Source organism: Variovorax sp. S12S4, from assembly GCF_023195515.1.
Classification (GTDB): domain Bacteria; phylum Pseudomonadota; class Gammaproteobacteria; order Burkholderiales; family Burkholderiaceae_C; genus Variovorax.
The window spans coordinates 1,457,567-1,478,215 of sequence record NZ_JALPKR020000002.1; the positions used below are offsets into that span (position 1 = coordinate 1,457,567).

Annotated in this window: 20 protein-coding genes and 1 pseudogene; 8 read left to right on the plus strand and 13 right to left on the minus strand. The window is 68.0% G+C overall.

Annotated features, from left to right (window positions below; genetic code table 11):
- Positions 1 to 57 precede the first annotated feature (57 nt).
- The gene (locus M0765_RS07525; protein ID WP_258502880.1) at positions 58 to 2,010 is read right to left on the minus strand and encodes an MFS transporter; all 1,953 of its coding nucleotides are present in this window, start codon (positions 2,008 to 2,010) and stop codon (positions 58 to 60) included.
- Positions 2,011 to 2,024: 14 nt separating this feature from the next.
- Positions 2,025 to 2,882, minus strand: a complete 858-nt coding sequence (locus M0765_RS07530; RefSeq protein ID WP_258502882.1) for a hypothetical protein — start codon at positions 2,880 to 2,882, stop codon at positions 2,025 to 2,027.
- Positions 2,883 to 3,023: 141 nt separating this feature from the next.
- Here M0765_RS07530 and M0765_RS07535 point away from each other — a divergent pair, with 141 nt between their 5' ends.
- Positions 3,024 to 3,758 (plus strand): helix-turn-helix domain-containing protein, encoded by a 735-nt coding sequence (locus M0765_RS07535; RefSeq protein WP_258502883.1) that lies wholly within the window; start codon positions 3,024 to 3,026, stop codon positions 3,756 to 3,758.
- Positions 3,759 to 3,867: 109 nt separating this feature from the next.
- Here M0765_RS07535 and pyrF read toward each other — a convergent pair whose 3' ends face one another.
- Genes pyrF through M0765_RS07565 form a run of 6 tightly spaced genes read right to left on the minus strand, consistent with a single transcriptional unit; the run spans position 3,868 to position 8,629 of the window.
- Positions 3,868 to 4,692: an orotidine-5'-phosphate decarboxylase gene (gene pyrF / locus M0765_RS07540; RefSeq protein WP_258502885.1), complete on the minus strand. Its 825-nt coding sequence runs from the start codon at positions 4,690 to 4,692 to the stop codon at positions 3,868 to 3,870.
- 33 nt (positions 4,693 to 4,725) lie between these two features.
- Positions 4,726 to 5,535: a uracil-DNA glycosylase family protein gene (locus M0765_RS07545; RefSeq protein WP_258502887.1), complete on the minus strand. Its 810-nt coding sequence runs from the start codon at positions 5,533 to 5,535 to the stop codon at positions 4,726 to 4,728.
- Positions 5,532 to 6,074 carry a ribosomal protein S18-alanine N-acetyltransferase gene (gene rimI, locus M0765_RS07550; protein ID WP_258502888.1) on the minus strand — a complete coding sequence of 181 codons (543 nt, stop codon included), beginning with the start codon at positions 6,072 to 6,074 and terminating at the stop codon, positions 5,532 to 5,534. Before rimI ends, M0765_RS07545 begins: the two co-directional genes overlap by 4 nt.
- Entirely contained in the window at positions 6,071 to 6,796 is a 726-nt protein-coding gene (tsaB, locus tag M0765_RS07555; protein ID WP_258502890.1) for a tRNA (adenosine(37)-N6)-threonylcarbamoyltransferase complex dimerization subunit type 1 TsaB, read from the minus strand. The genes rimI and tsaB overlap by 4 nt, the downstream gene beginning before the upstream one ends.
- Complete coding sequence (locus tag M0765_RS07560; protein ID WP_258502892.1) at positions 6,789 to 7,817, minus strand: DMT family transporter; 1,029 nt, start codon at positions 7,815 to 7,817, stop codon at positions 6,789 to 6,791. The genes tsaB and M0765_RS07560 overlap by 8 nt, the downstream gene beginning before the upstream one ends.
- A gap of 47 nt (positions 7,818 to 7,864) precedes the next feature.
- Positions 7,865 to 8,629, minus strand: a complete 765-nt coding sequence (locus tag M0765_RS07565; protein WP_258502893.1) for a DeoR/GlpR family DNA-binding transcription regulator — start codon at positions 8,627 to 8,629, stop codon at positions 7,865 to 7,867.
- Between the two features lie 79 nt (positions 8,630 to 8,708).
- Between M0765_RS07565 and M0765_RS07570 the strand changes: the two genes are divergently transcribed.
- The 3 genes from M0765_RS07570 (at position 8,709) to M0765_RS07580 (ending at position 12,478) form a co-directional block, all read left to right on the plus strand.
- Positions 8,709 to 9,296 (plus strand): GDP-mannose pyrophosphatase, encoded by a 588-nt coding sequence (locus tag M0765_RS07570; protein WP_258502895.1) that lies wholly within the window; start codon positions 8,709 to 8,711, stop codon positions 9,294 to 9,296.
- 7 nt (positions 9,297 to 9,303) lie between these two features.
- A complete protein-coding gene (dacB, locus tag M0765_RS07575) occupies positions 9,304 to 10,734 on the plus strand; it encodes a D-alanyl-D-alanine carboxypeptidase/D-alanyl-D-alanine endopeptidase (protein WP_258502896.1) in 1,431 nt (476 codons plus the stop codon).
- 175 nt (positions 10,735 to 10,909) lie between these two features.
- A complete protein-coding gene (locus M0765_RS07580) occupies positions 10,910 to 12,478 on the plus strand; it encodes an alpha/beta hydrolase family protein (RefSeq protein WP_258508173.1) in 1,569 nt (522 codons plus the stop codon).
- A gap of 7 nt (positions 12,479 to 12,485) precedes the next feature.
- Here the strand turns inward: M0765_RS07580 and M0765_RS07585 are convergent, their stop codons facing one another.
- Genes M0765_RS07585 through purE form a run of 3 tightly spaced genes read right to left on the minus strand, consistent with a single transcriptional unit; the run spans position 12,486 to position 15,225 of the window.
- Complete coding sequence (locus tag M0765_RS07585) at positions 12,486 to 13,487, minus strand: L-threonylcarbamoyladenylate synthase (protein ID WP_258502898.1); 1,002 nt, start codon at positions 13,485 to 13,487, stop codon at positions 12,486 to 12,488.
- Positions 13,484 to 14,677, minus strand: a complete 1,194-nt coding sequence (locus M0765_RS07590) for a 5-(carboxyamino)imidazole ribonucleotide synthase (RefSeq protein WP_258502900.1) — start codon at positions 14,675 to 14,677, stop codon at positions 13,484 to 13,486. Before M0765_RS07590 ends, M0765_RS07585 begins: the two co-directional genes overlap by 4 nt.
- Complete coding sequence (gene purE / locus M0765_RS07595) at positions 14,674 to 15,225, minus strand: 5-(carboxyamino)imidazole ribonucleotide mutase (protein ID WP_258502901.1); 552 nt, start codon at positions 15,223 to 15,225, stop codon at positions 14,674 to 14,676. Before purE ends, M0765_RS07590 begins: the two co-directional genes overlap by 4 nt.
- Before the next feature lie 36 nt (positions 15,226 to 15,261).
- On the opposite strand from purE, the gene M0765_RS07600 reads away from it, so the two are divergent.
- From M0765_RS07600 to M0765_RS07615, 4 genes and pseudogenes are all read left to right on the plus strand, one after another.
- Positions 15,262 to 16,182: a tetratricopeptide repeat protein gene (locus M0765_RS07600; protein WP_258502902.1), complete on the plus strand. Its 921-nt coding sequence runs from the start codon at positions 15,262 to 15,264 to the stop codon at positions 16,180 to 16,182.
- A gap of 124 nt (positions 16,183 to 16,306) precedes the next feature.
- Positions 16,307 to 16,615 carry a helix-turn-helix domain-containing protein gene (locus M0765_RS07605; protein WP_126748556.1) on the plus strand — a complete coding sequence of 103 codons (309 nt, stop codon included), beginning with the start codon at positions 16,307 to 16,309 and terminating at the stop codon, positions 16,613 to 16,615.
- 41 nt (positions 16,616 to 16,656) lie between these two features.
- Positions 16,657 to 17,954 (plus strand): annotated as a pseudogene (locus M0765_RS07610) (type II toxin-antitoxin system HipA family toxin).
- A gap of 65 nt (positions 17,955 to 18,019) precedes the next feature.
- A complete protein-coding gene (locus M0765_RS07615; RefSeq protein WP_258502905.1) occupies positions 18,020 to 18,472 on the plus strand; it encodes an META domain-containing protein in 453 nt (150 codons plus the stop codon).
- 28 nt (positions 18,473 to 18,500) lie between these two features.
- Here M0765_RS07615 and M0765_RS07620 read toward each other — a convergent pair whose 3' ends face one another.
- Both M0765_RS07620 and fba read right to left on the minus strand, forming a co-directional pair.
- Complete coding sequence (locus tag M0765_RS07620; protein WP_258502906.1) at positions 18,501 to 19,406, minus strand: phosphoribosylaminoimidazolesuccinocarboxamide synthase; 906 nt, start codon at positions 19,404 to 19,406, stop codon at positions 18,501 to 18,503.
- Positions 19,407 to 19,510: 104 nt separating this feature from the next.
- Complete coding sequence (fba, locus tag M0765_RS07625) at positions 19,511 to 20,575, minus strand: class II fructose-bisphosphate aldolase (RefSeq protein WP_258502908.1); 1,065 nt, start codon at positions 20,573 to 20,575, stop codon at positions 19,511 to 19,513.
- Positions 20,576 to 20,649 lie beyond the last annotated feature (74 nt).

The following is a 20,649-nucleotide window of genomic DNA, read 5'->3' on the forward strand; positions in this document are numbered from 1 at the left end:
TATCCCGTCAAGATACTTTCCGGCGCCTTGCGCGCCGGCGAGCCGTGCCTCTGCGCGTCAGGCTGCCAGCAACCCGCTCACGCGCTGCTGCAGCGCCTCGGGCTGCACTTCGACCGGCGGCACCGCATGGCCGACGTTCAGCCCCACGCGGCTGAAGAAACCGCGGCGGAACGGCTTGGCCATGGCCACGTTCTGTCCGCCGCGCAACTCGATGCGGCTGAAGTACGAGCCCCAGAGGTTGGTCAGCGCCATGGGGATCACCGGCGGCTCGATGCCTTCGGCGCGCGCGCTTTCGATGATCTTCATCACGCCGCCCTTGAACGGCTGCAGTTGGCCGTCGCGGGTGATGGCGCCCTCGGGAAAGATCGCCAGCAGGTCACCCTCGCGCAGCACCTGCAACGCGCGGGCAAAGGCGGCTTCGTAGGCGGCGGGATCTTCCTTCTGCGGCGCGATCGGAATGGCCTTGGCCAGCTTGAACAGCCAGCCGAGCACCGGCACCTTGAAGATCCGGTGGTCCATGATGAAACGGATGGGCCGTGGGCTCGCCGCCATCAGCAGGATGGCGTCGATGAAGCTCACGTGGTTGCACACCAGCACCGCCGCGCCTTCGGTGGGAATGTGCTCGTCGCCCTTGATCTCGAAGCGATAGACGAAGTGCGACAGCATCCACGCAATGAAGCGCAGCAGGTACTCCGGCACCAGCATGAAGATGTAGAACGCCACCACCGCGTTGGCAATGCCGGTGAACAGGAAGATCTGTGGAATGGTGAAGCCGGCGCCGAGCAATGCGCCCGCGAGCACCGAGCTGCCGATCATGAACAGCGCGTTGAGGATGTTGTTGGCCGCAATGATCCGTGCGCGGTGCGTGGGCTGGCTGCGCAGCTGGATCAGCGCATACATCGGCACGCTGTAAAGCCCCGCGAAGAGCGACAGCAGCGCCAGGTCGGCCATCACGCGCCAGTGCGCGGCCTGGCCCATGAAGGCGCCCAGCCCCATGCCGGAGGAAGGCGGCAGCGCGCGCGATGCAAAGTACAGGTCGATGGCGAACACGCTCATGCCGATGGCGCCCAGCGGCACCAGGCCGATTTCCACCTGCCGGCGGCTCAGCGTTTCGCACAGCAGCGAACCCACGCCGATGCCCACCGAGAACACCACCAGCAGCAGCGAGGCCACCTGCTCGTCGCCATGCAGCACTTCCTTCGCAAAGCTGGGAAACTGGCTCAGAAAGACGGCGCCGAAGAACCACATCCACGAAATGCCCAGCAGCGAGCGGAACACCACGATGTTGCCGTGCGCGAGCTTGAGGTTGCGCCAGGTCTCGCTGAACGGGTTCCAGTTGATCACCAGCCCCGGGTCGGTGGCCGGTGCCTGCGGAATGGCCTGCGCCACGCCGCGTCCGAGCAGTGCCAGCAACACGCAGGCCACCGCCACCGTGGTGTGGCCGATTTGCGGCAGCGCCACCAGCAGCCCGCCCGCCACCTGCCCGAGCAGGATGGCGACGAAAGTGCCCATCTCCACCATGCCGTTGCCGCCGGTGAGCTCGCGCGAGTCGAGCACCTGCGGCAGGTAGGCGAACTTGACCGGGCCGAACAGCGTGGAATGCAGGCCCATGAGGAATACGCAGCCCAGCAGCACCACCGCATCGGCACGCATGAAGCCCCATGTCGCAATCAGCATGATCGCGATCTCGAAGTTCTTCACGAACCGGATGATCTTCGTCTTGTCGAACTTGTCGGTGAGCTGCCCCGCCGTGGCCGAGAACAGCAGAAACGGCAGGATGAACAGCGCACCGATCACCAGGCCCGCCATGGCCGGCGGCATCCAGCTCAGCTGGAGCTGGTAGGTCACCATGACGGTGAAGGCGAACTTGAAGAGGTTGTCGTTCGCCGCGCCCGCGAACTGCGTCCAGAAGAAAGGCGCGAAGCGCCGCTGCTTGAGAAGAGCGAACTGGTTGGCGTGGGCGTTCGCTTCGTGGGGCGCGGTAACGGCAGCAGCGGCGGGGTTTGTCATTCGAAGAATTCTCCTCAGGCCGTCAGTGCGGCTGCGTCGGGATTGTGCCGCAGCAACGTTGCCCGCCAGCCCATATCGAGCTTCCGGAGCGCCGCCAGGACCGGCAAGCCCGCGAGCGCCGCCACCAGGTGCTTCAAGCTGTGGCCGGAGATCAGGTGCCCGGAGGCCTCGTAGATCTGGTGGTCCGCCAGCTCGAAGGCCTTGGCCACCACATAGAAGAAGATCACCCAACCCAGCTTGAGGCCGACCGCGCCGCGCATCGGCGTGGCAAGCGCAAGCGTCAGCACCAGCGCCATGCCGCCGAACTGCACAAGGGCCCAGGGCAGGACATTGCCGGTCTCCTGGACCACCTCTGCCGCGAGCAACCCTGCCGTCAGCACGAACCAGGCCGCGGGCCAGCCGGCACGCTGGCTCACGCGTTCGCAGACCGCAATGCCGATCAGCCCCGCAAAGGCCACGGCCATGCCGGCGCGGTCGGCCGCGAGGCGGGGTGCGTCCGGCAGCAGGTGATAGAAGGCGGAGCCCGCCGCGGTGGCGATCAGGCCGGCGAAGAACAGCCAGGCGCAATCGAGCGTGTTGTCCGGCGGGTCGCTGGCCGGGGGTGCCAGGGGAAACTGGGCCAGCGCCTGCTGATGGGCCCGGTCGATGCGGTTGAGCCGGTACAGGCCCCAGCAGCCGATCAGCAGGAACGGCAGGTTGCTCAGCACGTCCATGGCATTGGGCAGGCCGTGCCAGGTGCGGTTGTCGGCAAACACCGAGGCAATTGCCACGTCGGCCGCGGGCAGCGCGGGGCCGAACAGAGCCACCAGCGCAAGCAGCGCAAACGTGAAGAGCAGCGCGCGTTCGCGGCGGCTGAGAGTGGGCAGGAACATGGCGGGCCTCGTTGGTTGGGTGGTACGAGCCGCGGAATTTAGTTGCCAGCCTCTCTGTAGGCATCGAGAATCGATACGAGGTATTAATTCACACCTTTCGGTATCCTTTTTCGATACCCCTCCCCGCACAAGCCACCTTTCATGAGCACCACCGTCGACCTCGTCCAAGCCCTCAAGAACGAACTCAAGAGCGCCCGCATGACCTACGCCGACCTGGCGCGGTCGCTCGACATGGCGGAATCCAGCGTCAAGCGCATGCTCGCCAAGAGCGACATGCCGCTGTCGCGCGTCGATGCGATCTGCCGCGCGCTCAAGATCGACTTTGCCGAGCTGGCGCGCCGCGTGGCCGACGCCCAGCCGCTGCTGAAGGAGCTCACGCAGGAGCAGGAAAGGGCGGTGGTCAAGGACAAGAAGCTGCTGCTGGTGGCCATCAGCGTGCTGAGCCAGTGGACGCTGGAGCAGATCGTGGCCTCGTACCGGATCACCGAGGCGGAGTGCATCGGCTTCCTGGCGCAGCTGGACCGCATCGGCATCATCGAACTGCGGCCGCTCAACCGCTACCGGCTGAAGCTGGCCAAGACCTTCCGCTGGCGGCCGCACGGCCCGGTGATGGAGTTCTTTCGCGAGAACGTGGTGCTCGACTACTACCGCGGCGGTTTCGACGGCCCGGCCGAGGGGCTGCTGCTGGTGCACGGCTCCATCAGCCGGTCATTGGCACCGGCGTTTTTGGAGCGCCTGCAGCGCGTGGCGCAAGACTTTGCGCAGCAGCACCAGACGGACCAGAAGCTCTCGGCCAAGGACCGCGAGGGCTACACGCTGCTGCTGGGCATGCGGAATTGGGAGTTCGAAGCCTTTACCCGGCTCCGCCGCGCCTGATTGGCTCTCCCCAGGCTTCGCGCACTTCGTGTCGCTTCTCCAACCCCTCACCGGGGGCAACACCAGCGGCCCGGCAAGCCGGTTCCGCGGTGTTCCACGAAAAAGCCCGTCAGGCCTTGGCGGCTTCTAGTGCGTCGCGCGTGGTGCGTGCGGCGCTCTTCGCTGCGACCGCGAAGTCGTCGCCCGAGGAGGCGTAGATGATGGCGCGCGACGAGTTCACGATGATCGGCGCATCGGCGCGCCAGCCGGCGCGCACCGTGGCCACTGCGTCGCCGCCCTGGGCGCCGACGCCCGGAATCAGCAGCGGCACCGTAGGCGCGAGTTCGCGCACGCGTTCGATCTCGGCCGGATAGGTGGCGCCCACCACGAGGCCGAGTTGGCCGTTGAGGTTCCACGGGCCTTGCGCGAGCTTGGCGACGTGCTCATAGAGAAAGGGCTGGCCCTCGATGTCCGCGAGGCGCTGGCCCTGCAGGTCGGAGCCGCCGGGGTTGCTGGTACGGCACAGCAAAAAGGCGCCCTTGCCTTCGTGCTTGAGGTACGGCGCCACGGAGTCGAAGCCCATGAAGGGCGACAACGTGACCGCGTCGGCGCCATAGCGCTCGAAGGCCTCGATGGCATATTGCTCGGCGGTGGAGCCGATGTCGCCGCGCTTCGCGTCCAGGATCACCGGCACATGGGGCGCGTTGCGGCGCATGTGCTCCATCAGTTGTTCGAGCTGGGCTTCGGCGCGGTGGGCCGCGAAGTAGGCAATCTGCGGCTTGAAGGCAATCACCAGGTCGGCGGTCGCATCGACGATGCGCGCGCAGAAGTCATAGATGCGGCTCGCGTCGCCCTTGAGTTGCCCCGGGAACTTGGCTGGCTCCGGATCGAGCCCCACGCAGAGCAACGAACCGTTTTTTTGCTGTGCGGTGGCCAGCTTGTCGAGGAAAGTCATGGGGCCCGATTTTAAGGACCCGCCGGCCGCCGCTTATTTCGACGGCATTTGCTGGTCGGCTGCCAGGCACAGGTCGGCCCAGGCGCGCGCCTTGTCGGCGGGGTTTCGCAGCAGGTAAGCCGGGTGGTAGGTGGCGACCACCGGCACGCCGTTGACCGAGTGCAGCGGCACGGCGCGGCCGCGCAGCTTGCCGAGCGGGTCGGTGCTTTGCATCAGGCTTTGGGCGGCCAGCGGGCCCATGGCGAGCACCATGCTGGGCGCAAGCGCGGCGGCATGTTCCTCGAAAGCCTCGGCCATGGGACGCGGGCTGCCGGGCTGTCCTGCGCCCACGCCGCGGTGCGTGCGCATCAGGTGGACCGGCGTCTTGCCGTCGTGCAGCTTGAGGGCGCGAAGCATGTTGTCGAGCAGCTTGCCGGCGTCGCCCGCAAAGGGCTCGCCGTGGCGGCCGTCGGCTTCGGGCGGCATGTCGGCCACGACCAGCCAGCCGCCTTGGGCCGACTCGGTGCTTCCGGCCTCGGCATAGAGGCGACGGGGCGTTTCGACCAGCACGGCGGCGCCATGGGCGAGCGGTGCCGCGGCAGGTGCAGTTGCTGGGCGAGCGACCGGCCCCGGTGCCGCGGCGGGCCTTGCGGCCGGTGCATGCGCAGGCGCGGCCACGGGCGTTTCGGCGACGTACGGTTCGCGCTCGTCGACGGGCGGCGGCTCTGCGACAACTGCTTGCGCCTCTGCAACGACGGGGGTCGCCTCGACGGCTTCGGGCATCGGCCACCAGACCTTCACGCCCATCTCGTCGAGCATCGCGCGCTGGCGCGCATCGAGCTTCAGTGTCTGTACCGCACTCATCGCAAGGCTCCCCAGGCGGAGCCTGTTTCGTTCAATCTCAGGCTCATGACCACGGCGTCTTCGCGCTTGCCCTCATGCGCCGGGTAATAGCCCTTGCGCACGCCGACGCTGCGGAAACCCTGGCGCACATAGATGTCGAGCGCACGCCGGTTGCTTTCGCGCACCTCGAGCCACAGCCACTGCGCGCCTTCGCCGCGCGACCACCCGGTCAGCGCCTCGAGCATCAACGGCGCCCAGCCCTGGCGCTGGAAAGCCGGCGCCACGGTGATGTTGAGCAGATGCACCTCGTCGACGCCCTTCATGGCGACGTAGTAGCCGATCAGCGTTTCGCCGAGGCTGGTAACCGGCGTGGCCAGGTTCGGCAGCGACACCGGCGCGAGCAGGCATTGGCAGTGGTAGCCAACGGCCATGGAATCGATGAAATTCCCGCGCGTCCACGGATGGCTGTAGGCCGTGTGCTCCACCGCGCAGACAGCCTCGAGCCGCTCGATGGTGAGCGGTTCGAGTCGGGCTTCGACGGGCTGGAGAACGGCACTCATGGGTGGGTCACTGGTGAAATCGCAACCGCGGCCACCTTGATGGCGGCACGCTCTTCCGTGGTTTGCGCCACTTTATCGCGAACATACAGCGGCCAGGCATGTGCCGCATCCACAGTGCGTCCGGCGGCCAGCAGCGCCGGCGCGAGCCGAAGCATGGCGGCGGCCGTCGGCAGCACCTCGTGGCGCGCTGCCGCCGGCGCCAGGCGCGGGCCGTAGGCCGCAAAGGCATTGCCGGCGAGCGACCAGCCGGCGGGCACTTCGAGCGCCTCGGGGGCCAGCAGCAGCGGCTCGTTGTCGTTGCCTTGCAACGCGCCAAGTTCGCCGCCGCCTTCGAAGTCGTAGCGGGCGGCATACAGCTGGTCCATGCGCGCATCGAGCACCGCAACCACCTGGCGGGCGCCGAAGGCATGGCGCGCTTCCTCGGCCACGGCCAGCAGGGTGTCGACCGGCAGCAATCGCACACCGGAGCCGAAGGCCAGCCCCTGGGCCACCGAGCAGGCGGTGCGCAGGCCCGTGAAGGAACCCGGCCCGCGGCCGAAGGCGATGGCGTCGAGCGCGGCCAGCTCGAGCCCGGCCTCGGCCAGCAATTGCAGGATGAGCGGGATCAACGTGCTCGACGCCTGGGCGCCGCCAGCGCCGCTGTGCGTGAACAGGCGCTCGCCGTGACACACCGCGACGGACAGGTGTTCAGTGCTGGTGTCGAAGGCCAGGAGCTTATGCATCGCGGCGTCCCATGGCTGCGGCAGCCGGAACCGCGGGTACTGCGGGTACTGCGGCATTGCGCGCTCCGACGGCCTTCTGCACGCCGAACAGGATGCCGGCGGTCACCAGCAGCAGGCCGGCGATCAGGTTCCAGTACAGCGGCTCGTCGAGCCAGATCACCGCGCCGAAGGCCGAAAGGCCGGGCACCAGCGCCGTGATCATGGTGCTGCGCACCGGCCCGAAATATTGAATCATTTTCGTGAAGGTAATGCCCGAGATCACCACCGAGCCGATGCCCTGGAACAGCATCTGAAACGCCATCTCGCCCCAAGGGGCGGAGCCGATGTGGCTCACGACCGCGCCGCCCGCCACCAACAGGCTGTACACCGGCACATAGGTCAGCAGTGCGAACACGGTAATGGCAATGGTCGCGCGCACGGCGTCGAGCCCATGGCGGCGTGCCACCACGCTGTAGCAGGCCCAGCAGAACGCTGCGCCCATGAAAAGCAGGTCGCCCTTCCAGACCTCGCCGCCCTCGAAGGCGTGCAGCAGGCTGCGCCCGCCGACCATGAGGTCGCCGGCAACGATCAGCGCCAGGCCGAAGGCCCGGCCCGGCGTGATTCGGTCGCGCAGCACCAGGGCGGCCAGCAGCGTGGTCCACAGCGGCAGGCTGCCCGGCATCAGCACCGCGGCATGGCCCGCGGGCGCAAAGAAGAAGCCGCTGTACGCAAGCATGGCGTAGGCGAGGCCGCCGAAGACGCCGGCGGTGGCGGTGACGCGCAGGGAAAGAGGCGAAAGCCCGAACAGCGAGGAGGCCGTGCCTCCCTGCTGCTCGCGCCGGCTCTTCATGACCAGCCACGCACCCCATGGAACCAGCACCATGCTGGCGCCGCAGATGCGCGCCAGGGCCAGGTCGAAAGGCGTGAGCGAGCGGCCGGCCGAGGCCCGGGCGATGACGATGAAGGCGGTCCAGACCAGCACGGTGACCACGGCCGCGCCGATGCCGAGCGTGCGGGGCGAAAAACGGGGCGTGGCAGGCATCCCCCGATTATCGAGGGCTCGCCGCCGCCCCGCCGGCCAGGGGCGAATCAGCCGCCGTCGCTGCGCAAGATGGCCAGCCCCGCCTTGCGCAGCGCCGCCAGCGCCGGGCCCGGCGCCTCGGGCGACACCAGCAGATGGGTGGCGGCCGAAACCGGGTTGATCACCCAGGCCGAAGCGGCGCCGATTTTTTCCGATGAGGCCAGCACCACCGTCTCGGCCGCCGCCGCCATCAGCGCGCGCTTGATCGCGGCCTCTTCGTCATCGCCGGTCGTCAGCCCTGCTTCGGCCTGCACGCCGGTCACGCCCATGAAGAAGGTGTCGGCATGGATGCGCGAGATGGCGTCCATGGCCGCGGCGCCCACCGCCACCATCGAATGCCTGAAAAGCCGCCCGCCGATCAGCACCACCTCGACGGCGACGTGGCCAGCCAGCTCGACCGCCACCGAGGGGCTGTGCGTCACCACGGTGGCACGCAGGCTTTCGGGCAGGTGCCGCGCCATCTGCACGGCCGTGGTGCCGCCGTCGATGAACACCACCTGCCCCGGCCGCACCAATCGCGCAGCGGCACGGCCGATGGCCACCTTCTCGGCGGTTGCCAGCTGCAGGCGGCCCGCAAAGTCGGCCTCGGCCCTGGCGAGCGGCAGCGCACCGCCGTGCACGCGCTGCAGCAGCCCTTCGGCGGCGAGCTCCCGCAGATCGCGGCGAATGGTGTCTTCCGACAGCGCGAGCTCCTCGCTGAGCGACTTCGCGACAACGCTGCCGTCGCGCTGCAGGACCGAGAGGATGTGTTGTTTGCGCTGGCGGGTAAGCATCGGGCGATCGTATCCGGCCAAGCTGCAGATTGCACGAATTTTCTTGTTGATGCACGAATTTACGCATAAGCTTTGCATCATGACCCTTCAAGACCGCGTCCGGGTGCACGAAGCCATCCTTCTTTCCGACAACTGGTACACGCTGAAGACCACCGCCTTCGACTGGCGGCGCAACGACGGCAAGTGGCAGCGCATGCACCGCGAAACCTATGACCGCGGCAATGGCGCCACGCTGCTCCCCTACGACCGGGCCCGGCGCACGGTGCTGCTGACGCGGCAGTTTCGCTACCCGGCTTTTGTCAACGGCCACGACGACCTGCTGATCGAAGCGGCCGCCGGCCTGCTGGACAACGCGGCGCCCGAGGAGCGCATTCGCGCCGAGGTGGAAGAAGAACTGGGCTACAGGCTCGGCGCGGTGCAGAAGATCTTCGAAACCTTCATGAGCCCGGGCTCGGTGACCGAGAAGCTGCACTTCTTCATCGCCGAGTACGAGCCTTCGATGCGCGTGGGCAATGGCGGCGGCCTGGCCGACGAGGGCGAGGACATCGAGGTGCTCGAACTCGGCATCGACGAAGCGCTGGCCATGGTGGCGGACGGGCGCATTGCCGATGCCAAGACCGTCATGCTGCTGTACCACGCGCAGCTGCATGTTTTTCCGCCGAGATAATCGGCCGATGGTTCTTCCTCGTCTCTCCTTCCTGCGGCCTGTCTGCGCGCTCTCCCTTGTCACGCTTTTCGCCTCCGGCGCCCACGCGCAGCAAGCTTTTCCGACCGAAGTAGAGACGGCCCTCGCACGCGCCAGGGTGCCGCGCGACTCGGTAACCATGCTGGTGGCCGATGCCGACGGCGTGCGCCCGCCGCGCTTGGCGTGGCGCTCGCAGGTGCCGGTGAACCCCGCATCGATCATGAAGGTGGTGACCACCTACGCGGCGCTCGACCTGCTCGGTGCGGCCTACAGCTGGAACACGCCGGTCTACGTCGACGGCACGGTGAACAACGGCGTGCTCAACGGCAACCTCTACATCAAGGGCCAGGGCGACCCCAAGCTGGTGCTCGAGCGCGTGTGGCTGCTGCTGCGCCGCGTGCAGGGCCTGGGCATTACCACCGTGAACGGCGATATCGTGCTGGACCGCAGCACCTTCGAGAACACGGCCGAAAACGATCCGGCCGCCTTCGACGGCGAGCCGCTGCGGCCCTACAACGCCTCGCCCGACGCGCTGCTGGTCAACTTCAAGTCGGTCAACATGACCTTCACGCCCGAGCGCGGCGGGCAACAGGCGCGCATCAACTACGAGCCCCCGCTCGCCAGCGTGTCCATGCAGCCCACCATCGCGCTAGCGCCCGGCGAATGCGGCGACTGGCGCACGGCGATCAGGCCCGACTTCAGCGACCCGAACCGCATCCGGTTCAACGGTGCGCTGCCGACCGCCTGCGGCGAGAAAAGCTGGGCCGTGGCCTATGCCGACCCGCGCACCTACGGGCTGCGCGCCGTCGGCGGCATGTGGGCCGAGATGGGCGGCCGCGTCGGCGGGCAGATGCGCGACGGCCGAGTGCCGCCGGGCCTGAAGCCGGTGTTCGAGTTCGGCTCGCCGCCGCTCGCGGAGGTGATTCGCGACATCAACAAGTACAGCAACAACGTGATGGCGCAGCAGGTGTTCCTGACGCTCGGCCTCACGCAAAAGAACCGCGGCACTTTCGAAGCTTCACGCAATGCGCTGGGCCAATGGTGGCGCGACCGCATCGGTACGGGCGAGGGGCAGCCGGTGTTCGACAACGGTTCGGGCCTGTCGCGCGAAGAGCGCATCAGCGCCGCGGCGCTCGGCAAGATGCTGCAGGTCGCGTGGCGCTCGCCGGTGATGCCCGAGTTGGTGTCGTCGCTGCCCGCCTCGGGCGTGGACGGCACGCTCAAGCGGCGCGCGCTGCGCTCGGGCGGCGCGGCGCACCTGAAGACGGGCACGCTGCGCGACTCGTCGGGCGTGGCTGGCTACGTGCATGGCGCGAGCGGACGGCGCTACGTGCTGGTGGCCATTGCCAACGGCGAGAACGCGGGTGCGGCGCGGGCGGCGTTCGACGCCCTGGTCGACTGGGCTTACCAGGACAACTAGGCGCCTGGTCGCTTGGTCGCCTGGCCTGCCGCACCGTGTACTGAAAACTTCTGTAGGTGATAGCCGCTTGCGCGCGGCAGGGGCGCTGCACAGAATCGGACGCCCGTTCGATTCGACACCCGTGCAACACAGGAGATACGCCTTGAAGACACCGCAACAACCTTCCCGCCTCTCGATGCAAAGAGGGGCGGCATCGGCGGCGCTCATCGGCGCCGCGCTGCTGCTGGCGGCCTGTGGCGGAGGAGGCGGCGGTGGTGGCGGAGGCGGCATCGGAATCGGCCTTCCTCCGCCCGCGACGGATACGGGCCGAGGCTCCGTCGTGACGGACCCGCCCGAGCAGGCGTCGAAGCTGACCGCCGACCAGTTCAGGTCGCTGCTCGAGGCCGATGCTTCGGGCAGAGCGCTGCTTCAGGTGACCGGCACGCCCAAGTGCGGCATCGAGACGCGCTATCTCGAATACCGCACCATCGGCGGCAAGAACGAAGCCACCAACGCCACGGCCGCGGTCATGGTGCCCTCCGGCGCCGACGTGGCCTGCAACGGCGCGCGGCCGGTGGTGCTGTATGCCCACGGCACCACCGCCGCGCGCAACTTCAACATGGCCAAGTGGACCGAAGCCGGCCAGCCCGCGGCCGGCGAAGGCCTTCTGGTTGCCGCCATGTTCGCGGCGCAGGGCTACCTCGTGGTGGCGCCCAACTATGCGGGCTACGACAAGTCGACACTGCCCTATCACCCGTACCTGAACGGCGACCAGCAAGGCAAGGACATGGTCGATGCGCTCACCGCGGCGCGCAAGACCTTCTCGGGCATCAACGCGACCGATGCGGGCTCGCTGCTGATCACCGGCTATTCGCAGGGCGGCTACGTGGCCATGGCGGCGCACCGCGAGATGCAGGCCACGGGCAAGGCGGTCACCGCGTCGGCGCCGCTCTCGGCGCCATCGGCCATCGGCCTGCTGGCGGACTACACCTTCCAGGGCTGGCCGGCGCTGGGCAGCACGCTGTTCGTGCCGCTGCTCTCGGCCAGCTGGCAGCAGCAGTTCGGCGACGTGTACGGCAGCACCAGCGACATCTACGAATCGCAGTACGCCCCCGGCATCGACACCCTGCTGCCGAGCCTGACGCCCATCACCACGCTTTTCGCGAATGGAAAGCTGCCGCAGCTGGCGCTCTTTCCGGCGGGCGCCACGCCGGGGCCGGTGAGCCCCGACCTGTCGATCTTCTATGGCGCCAACAACCTGATCCGCCAGAGCTACCTGACGCAGGCGGCCAGCGACATCCAGGCGAACCCCTGCCCTGGCAATGCGCTGCCTCCCACGGCGAGTTCGCTCAGCACGACTTCGCCGCTCGATTGCCGGCCGGCCGTGGGCTTTAGAAAGGCGGCGCGCGCCAACGACCTGCGCAACTGGCTGCCGACCCGGCCGGTGCTCATGTGCGGCGGCGCCAACGACCCGACCGTGAATTTCCTCAGCACCCGCGCCACCGCCGGCTACTTCCGCGCCCGCGGCATGCCCGCCGCCGCGCTGACCGTGGTCGACCTGGAAGACAACGCCACCACCGACGCCTATTCCGCCGCGCGCGCCGGCTTTGCGCAGGCCAAGAGCACCCTGGCGCAGAACAGCCCGGGCAGTGAGGCCGACAAGGCGCGAGCGGTCACTCTGGCCTATCACGGCACGCTGGCGCCGCCGTTCTGCCTGGCTTCGGCGCGTGGCTTCTTCCAGGGCGTGCTGGCCGCCGGCGGTTAACCCTTGGTCAGCCCATCGACGCGCGTTGAAGGCGATCGCGTACGCCTTCCCACTCGGGCGTGTCCGGCGGCGTCTCGACCCAGATCAGCTTGACGCCTTGCGCGTCGAATTCGCGCAGCACCGCGAACAGCTGGTGCGCGCTGGCCGCTGCGTCGTCGGGCATGCGCCGCTGCAGCACGCGCTGCGAATGGCTGCGCACCCCGACGCGCGTCCACACCGCGATGTTCGCGGCGCCGGCGCCGAGCACGTCGAGCCCGGTCTGAATGGCCTTGGCATCCATCAGCCGCAGCTTGGCATTGGGGGCGTAGTGCGCCTCCAGCGTGCCGGGGGCGCGTGGATCGGGCGTTTCGAGCACCTCGCGGTCGCTCAGGCGCTCGCCCAGCGCGGCCTCGACCTGCGCGCGCGTGATCAGGCCCGGCCGCAGCAGCACGGGCGCGCCGCGGCTGCAGTCGATGATGGTCGACTCGATGCCCACCTCGCAGGCACCGCCGTCGACCACCGGCAGCGAATCGCCGAATTCGTCGAACACATGCTGCGCGGTGGTCGGGCTCACGCGGCCGAACCGGTTGGCGCTGGGCCCCGCTAGGCCGGGGACGCCCTGCTCGGCGCAGGCCTCGAGCAGCGCCTGCGCCACCGGATGCGAAGGGCAGCGCAAGCCGATGGTGTCTTGCCCGCCCGCCGCCGCGGCCGCAACGCCGGGCTGGCGCGTGACGATCAGCGTGAGCGGGCCGGGCCAGAAGGCCTGCACCAGCTTCTGCGCGAACGGCGGAAGCGGCTGCGCAAAGCGCGACAGCGCCTCGGTGCCCTTGATGCCGGCCGCCACGTGAACGATCAGCGGATGGTCCGAAGGCCTCCCCTTGGCCTTGAAGATGCCGGCCACCGCCATGTCGCTGGTGGCATCGGCGCCCAGGCCATAGACGGTTTCGGTCGGAAACGCGACCAGCCCGCCCGCGCGCAGCACGCGCGCGGCTTCGGCGATGGCCTGGGGAGACTGGCCGTCGAGAATCATGCGAAGTCGGCCGCCGTGAGCGCCGGCAGGCCGAGCAGTGTGGAGGCTTGCGACGCCGCGGCGCGCACGCCCTCGAGCGTGGCGCCGGTGAAGGTGATGTGGCCCATCTTGCGGCCGCGTCGCGGTTCGACCTTGCCGTAGAGGTGCAGGTGGGCGCCCGGCAGCGCGAGCACGTCGCTCCAGCGCGGCGTTACCGGCTTGTCGCCGCCCTCGGCGGTGAACCACAGGTCGCCCAGCAGGTTCAGCATGATCGCCGGGCTGTGCTGCCGCGGCGGGGCCAGCGGCAAGCCGGCAAGGGTGCGCACCTGCAGTTCGAACTGCGACACGTCGCAGGCCTCCATGGTGTAGTGGCCGCTGTTGTGCGGCCGCGGTGCCATTTCGTTCACCACCAGCGAGCCGTCGGTCAGCACGAAGAACTCGACGCACAGCACGCCCACGTAGTTCAGCCCGGAGGCAATGCTCTTTGCCGAGTTGATGGCGGCCTGCGCCACCGTCTTGGGCATGTTCTGCGCATGCACCTCGGTCACGGCCAGGATGCCGCCCCGGTGCAGGTTGCGCTGGGGCGGAAAGTGCACGATCTGCCCGTCGCGGCCGCGCGCCACGATCACCGAGCATTCGAACTCGAGCGGCAGCAGCTTTTCGAGCACGCACGGCACGCAGCCCGCGGCCTGCCAGGCGTCGATCAGCTCGGCCCGGGTGGACACGCGCTGCTGGCCCTTGCCGTCGTAGCCGAGGCGGGCCGTCTTGAGAATGCCGGGCAGCAGCCCGTCGTCACCGGCGGCAAGCTGCGCCGCCGTCTCGATGACGGCGTACGGTGCACAGGCCACGCCGCAGCGCGTGAAATGAGCCTTTTCGGCCATGCGGTCCTGCGCGATGGCAATGGCCGCCGCGTCGGGCGCCACGGGCCGGGCGACGGACAGCTTGTCGAGCGACGGCGCGGGCACGTTCTCGAACTCCGTCGTCACCGCGTCGGCCAGGCCCGCGAGCCGTGCCAGGCCGTCCACGTCGGCGTAGTCGGTATGGATGTGGTGATGGCTCACGCGGCCGGCCGGGCTGTCGGCGTCGGGGTCGAGCACCGCCGTGAAATAGCCCATGCGCTGGGCGGCGTGGGCGAACATGCGGCCCAGCTGGCCGCCGCCAAGCACGCCGAGCGTGGCGCCCGGAAGAATGGGAAGGTCGTTCTTGCTCACAGTGCACCCCCGCCTTGCGGCGAAAAAGGCGATACGGCGCCGGCCTCGGCCGCGGGAGGTGGCGGCAGCGTCATGGCCTCGGCCGCGGCGGTTTGCGCGGTGCGGAAGGCGTCGAGCCGGGCGCGCAGCGCCGGATCGCTCACCGCCAGCATCGCCACCGCGAAAAGGGCCGCATTGGCGGCCCCCGCATTGCCGATGGCAAAGGTCGCCACCGGAACGCCCTTGGGCATCTGCACGATGCTGTAGAGCGAATCGACCCCCTGCAGGTGGCGGCTGGCCACCGGCACGCCCAGCACGGGCACGGTGGTCTTGGAGGCCAGCATGCCCGGCAGATGCGCCGCGCCGCCCGCGCCCGCGATGATTGCGGTGAGCCCTCGCCCGGCGGCGCTTTCGGCGTACGCGAAGAGCGCATCGGGCATCCGGTGGGCCGAGACCACCTTCGCTTCGTGCTTGATTCCGAATTGCTGGAGAATCTCGACCGCGTTGCGCATCGTCTCCCAATCGGAGCTCGAGCCCATCACTACACCGACCTGAATGGTTTCGTTCATGGTTTCAATTTTACGTTTCACCCCCAGCTGGTTCCGATGATCGACATCACTCTCGAAAATTTTCAGGCCGAACTGATCGAAGGCTCGGTCGCCACGCCGGTGCTGCTGGACATCTGGGCCGAATGGTGCGGCCCGTGCAAACAGCTCGGCCCGGTGCTCGAAAAGCTCGAAACCGAATACGCCGGCCGCTTCACGCTGGCCAAGCTCGACGCCGACAAGGTGCCCCAGATTTCGTCGCAACTGTCGGAGATGTTCGGCGTGCGCAGCATCCCGTTCTGCGTGATGTTCAAGGACGGCCAGCCGGTCGACGGCTTCGTCGGCGCCATTCCGGCCGACAAGATCCGCGAATTCCTCGACAAGCACGTGCCCGGCGCCGAAGAGGTCGAGGCCGCCTCCGAGGAAGCCGCAGCCCAGGAAGCGCTGGCCGAGGGCGACACCGAAGGCGCACTCGAGCGGCTGCAGCATGCGGTGGCCACCGACCCGGCCAACGACGATGCGCGCTTCGACTACATCAAGCTGCTGCTGCAAGAGGGCCGCATCGACGATGCCAAGGTGGCTTTCGCCCCCGTCATCGCCAAGACCACGCTGGTGCGCCGCTTCGATTCGCTGCAGCGCTGGATGGACGCCATCGACTTTGCGGCGCCGGCATCCGGAGCCGCGCCGTCATTGGCTGATTTCGATGCCAAGATTGCCGCCGGCAAGCGCGACTTCGACGCCCGTTTCGGCCGCGCCCGCCTGCTGGTAGCCGAGCAGCGCTGGACCGATGCCATGGACGAACTGCTCGAAATCCTCATGCGCGACAAGAGCTGGAACGAAGAACTCGCGCGCAAGACCTACATCGCCATCCTCGATCTCATCGAGCCGCCGAAGGTGAAAGTGGCCGACGGGCAGATTCCACCGGACGATCCGCTGGTGGCCACCTATCGCCGCCGGCTCAGCAGCGTGGTGTTGAGTTGAGCAACGAATTGCTCATTGCAATGAGCAATTAGATAAAAAAGCGACTTGAGAGTCGCTTTTTATTGCCCTTCCCAGTCTCATATAGATATCATTACTACTCAATTCGATGTAAAAGCGTACGCTAATGATCCAACTCACTGAAGAACTCGAAAAGGCCCGGAAGGCAGCAAGCCTGAGCCAGGAGGCCTTGGCGACCCAAGCCGGCCTTTCGCGCATGACGGTGCAGCGCATCGAAAGCGGCCAGATCGATCCGCGGCTTTCAACGCTGCTCGAAATGGCGCGCGTGCTGGGGCTCGAACTCATGACGGTGCCCGCCGCGCTGCGCCCGCAACTGGAAGACTTCGTGCGATCGGGCGGCCGGCTGCTTGGCCAGCCCGCGGGCGCGGGCGCGCCGCCCTCCATTGCACAGAGCCTGGCTGACGAAGGAAGGTGAGCACCCGCGCCGCGTTCAACACCGGCATCCGCTATCTGCGGATGTACCTGCATGCGCCCGGCGACAATGCCCAAGCCGCGGACGGGCGGCGCGCCATTGGCTATCTCTCGCAGTACGGCGACATTCTTCGCGTGTCGTTCGACGAGGCCTACATCGCCGATCCGGCCCGACCCACACTCTCGCTCGCCTACCGGGGTGCCGACGAGGCCGCGACCCGGGCCATCCTGGCCTCAGCCCGCGATGCCCGGGTGTCGCGCAGCGACGGCCACTGGCCGAGCTATTTCCAGAACCTGCTGCCCGAAGGCCACAACCGTGAGCGCCTCGCCTTGCAGCGCGGCTGCAGCGCGGACGACGAGTTCGAACTGCTGGCCGCCGCCGGACACGACCTCATGGGCGCGCTCGAGGTCGAGCCCGTGCCCACGGCCGAAGGCATTCCCGACACGGTCCGGCACTGGCACACCGCGCTCGGGCTGGACGTGCTCGAACCGGGCTTCGTCGAACTGCCGGTGGAAGACGCGGCCGCCATTCCAGGCGTGGTGACCAAGTTCTCCGCCGTGCAGGATGGCCGGCGCTACGTGGTGCGGCGTCACGGCGCAGCCGGCTCATTCATCCTCAAGCTGCCGACCACGCGCCACCCCGACCTGGTAGCCAACGAGCACACCGGGTATCGCCTGTGCGGCGCACTCGGCCTTGACTGCGCCGAGGCCAGCGTGATCGAGCGCACCGAAGCCGACCTGCCCGAGCAGGTGCCGTTCGGACAGATCCTTGCCGTGCGCCGCTTCGACCGCACGGCCGATGGCGGCCGCATCCACATGGAGGAGTTCGCCCAGGTGCTGCAGTACGAGCCGCGCCAGAAGTACGGCCGCGGGCTCAACGTCGACTGGCCCGCCATGCTGCGCGTGCTGGACCGGCTGTCGCCCAACCCGGTGGCCGACGTGCGCGAATGCGTGCGACGCATCGTGGCTTTCATCCTGCTGGGCAACAGCGACGCCCACCTGAAGAACTGGGCATTGCGCTACCCCGACGGCGTGGCGCCGGTGCTGGCGCCGCTCTACGACCCGGTGTGCGTGGCGGCTTTCTTCGAAGACGTGCCGGCGGTCGACTACGCGGTCAACCGCGCCATCGATGCACGCCTGCGCGCCTTCGACTGGCCAGCGCTCGAAGCGCTGCTGCGCGCGGCCGGGCTGCTGCGCCCCCCCGGCTCATGGCCATCGCCCGCGACACCGTGCGCCAAGCCCAGGCCGAGTGGCCCGCGCTGCTCGACGACGAGGCCACGCCGGCCAGCGTACGAAACTGCGTTCGCGCCCGTTTGGCAGGCGGCACGGCATTGGCGAGCTAGGCCGGCGTCGAATACGATTGCAGGCGATTCAACTTGTTGCAATTGAGAAGAAGGAAAAACCGGCCATGCGTTTCCTCGCCCGCCATCGCGCCCGCCTCGCGCTTCCCGTTTTCGCGGCCGTCGTCCTCGGGGCCGCGCTGTCCGGTTGCGGCAGCGGCATCAGCCTGGACGAACCGATCGAGGGGCCGGTCTGGCGCCTCGTGCAGCTGGGCAACGAGCCCGTGGCGCCCGGCGGCGATGCGCAGATCCAATTCGACCGCAGCAGCGGCCGCGTCAGCGGATCGGGCGGCTGCAACCGGGTGTCGGGGTCGTTCACGCGCAGCGGCAGTACGCTGCGCATCGGCCAACTGGCCTCTACCCGCATGGCCTGCGCCGACCCTGTGCGCGGCGCGAATGAAGCGCAATTCATCTCGGCGCTGCAGGCCGCCGCCACCTATCGGTTGGCCGGCCCGGGGCGGCTTGCATTGCTCGACGCAAGCGGCCGGACGGTGGCAACGCTGAACTCGGCCAGCCGCTGAGGCGGCCGGAGCCGGCTACCCAGCGAGCTCAGCCGGTGAGGCGCTCCAGCGCCTCGCGGTACTTGGCCGCGGTCTTCTCGATCACTTCGGCCGGCAGGCGCGGCGCGGGCGGCGTCTTGTCCCAGGGCTTGCCGTTGATCTTGGTGGCCTCGAGCCAATCGCGCACAAACTGCTTGTCGTAGCTCGGCGGGTTGGCGCCGGCGGCCAGCGCGGCCTGGTAGCCCTCGACCGGCCAGTAGCGCGAGCTGTCGGGCGTCAGCACTTCGTCCATCAGCACCAGCGTGCCGGCTTCGTCCAGGCCAAACTCGAACTTGGTGTCGGCAATGATCATTCCCTTGGTGAGAGCGATCTGCGCGGCGGTTTCGTAGATCTCGAGGCTGGTCTCGCGAATCTGCTGCGCCAGCTTGGGGCCGACGATCTCGACCACGCGGTCGTAGCTGATGTTCTCGTCGTGCTCGCCGGCCGCGGCCTTGGCGGCGGGCGTGAAGATCGGGCGCGGCAGCTTGCTTGCGTTGGTAAGCCCTTCGGGCAGCGGAACGCCGCACACGGAGCGGCTTTCCTGGTATTCCTTCCAGCCGCTGCCGGCCAGGTAGCCGCGCACCACCGCCTCGACCGGAATCGGCGTCAGGCGCTTGACCAGCATCGAGCGGCCAGTGACCTGCGGCACTTCTTCGGCCGTGACGACGCTCTCGGGCGCTTCGCCCGTCAGGTGGTTGGGGCACAGCTGGCCAAGCCGTTCGAACCACCACAGCGCCATTTGCGTGAGGATTTCGCCCTTGCCCGGAATCGGCTCGCCCATGATCACGTCGAAGGCGCTGAGCCGGTCGCTCGCGACCATCAGGATGCGGTCTTCGCCGACGGCGTAGTTGTCGCGCACCTTGCCGCGCGCAAGCAGGGGCAGGCTCTGGATGGAGGAGGTGTGGACGGTGGTCATGGGGGCGATGCTGTGCGGAAACGGGTGACGGGGGAAAACGGATTGTGCGCGCAGAAAAAAGCCACCGCGAACGGTGGCCTGCGAATCGCGGAAAAAGTTTTTCTTCAGACCACTTCTTGCGCGAGCTCGCCCTTGGCGTACTTGGCGGCGACCACTTGCAGCGTCTCGCCCTTGATCTTGGCGCCCTGGCCTTCGCAGCCGAACTCGATGTAGCGCTGCTTGCAGATCTGCTTGGCGGCTTCGCGCGCGGGCTTGAGCCATTCGCGGGCGTCGAACTTCTCGGGGTTCTCGGCCAGGAACTTGCGCACCGCGCCGGTCATGGCCAGGCGGATGTCGGTGTCGATGTTGATCTTGCGCACGCCGTACTTGATGGCTTCCTGGATTTCCTCGACCGGCACGCCGTAGGTTTCCTTCATGTTGCCGCCGTACTTGCGGATGATCTCGAGCAGGTCTTGCGGCACCGACGACGAGCCGTGCATCACCAGGTGGGTGTTGGGCAGGCGGGCGTGGATTTCCTTCACGCGCGAAATCGACAGAATGTCGCCCGTGGGCTTGCGGGTGAACTTGTATGCGCCGTGGCTGGTGCCGATGGCAATGGCCAGCGCGTCGAGCTGCGTGGCCTTCACGAACTGGGCGGCTTCCTCGGGATCGGTGAGCAGCGCGGAGTGGTCGAGCACGCCTTCGGCGCCAATGCCGTCTTCCTCGCCGGCCATGCCGGTTTCGAGCGAACCCAGGCAGCCCAGTTCGCCTTCGACCGTAACGCCGACCTTGTGCGCCAGCTGCACGACCTTGCGGGTCACGTCGACGTTGTAGTCGAAGGAAGCCGGCGTCTTGCCGTCTTCGTGCAGCGAGCCGTCCATCATCACCGAGGAAAAGCCGAGGTCGATGGCGCCCTGGCAGATGGCCGGGCTCTGGCCGTGGTCCTGGTGCATGACCAGCGGAATGTTCGGGTACTGCTCGATCGCGGCCTGGATCAGGTGCTTGATGAAGGCTTCACCGGCGTATTTGCGGGCACCGGCGCTGGCTTGAAGGATGACGGGCGCGCCGGTTTCCTTGGCGGCCTCCATCACGGCCTGGACCTGTTCGAGGTTGTTGACGTTGAAGGCCGGAATGCCGTAGCCGTTGGCGGCTGCGTGATCCAGCAGTTCGCGCATCGAGACGAGTGCCATGGGAAATACCTCGCGGAAATAGGGGAAAAAGAAGGCGGAAAGACGAGAGAAAACTGCCGCAATTCTATCGAGCC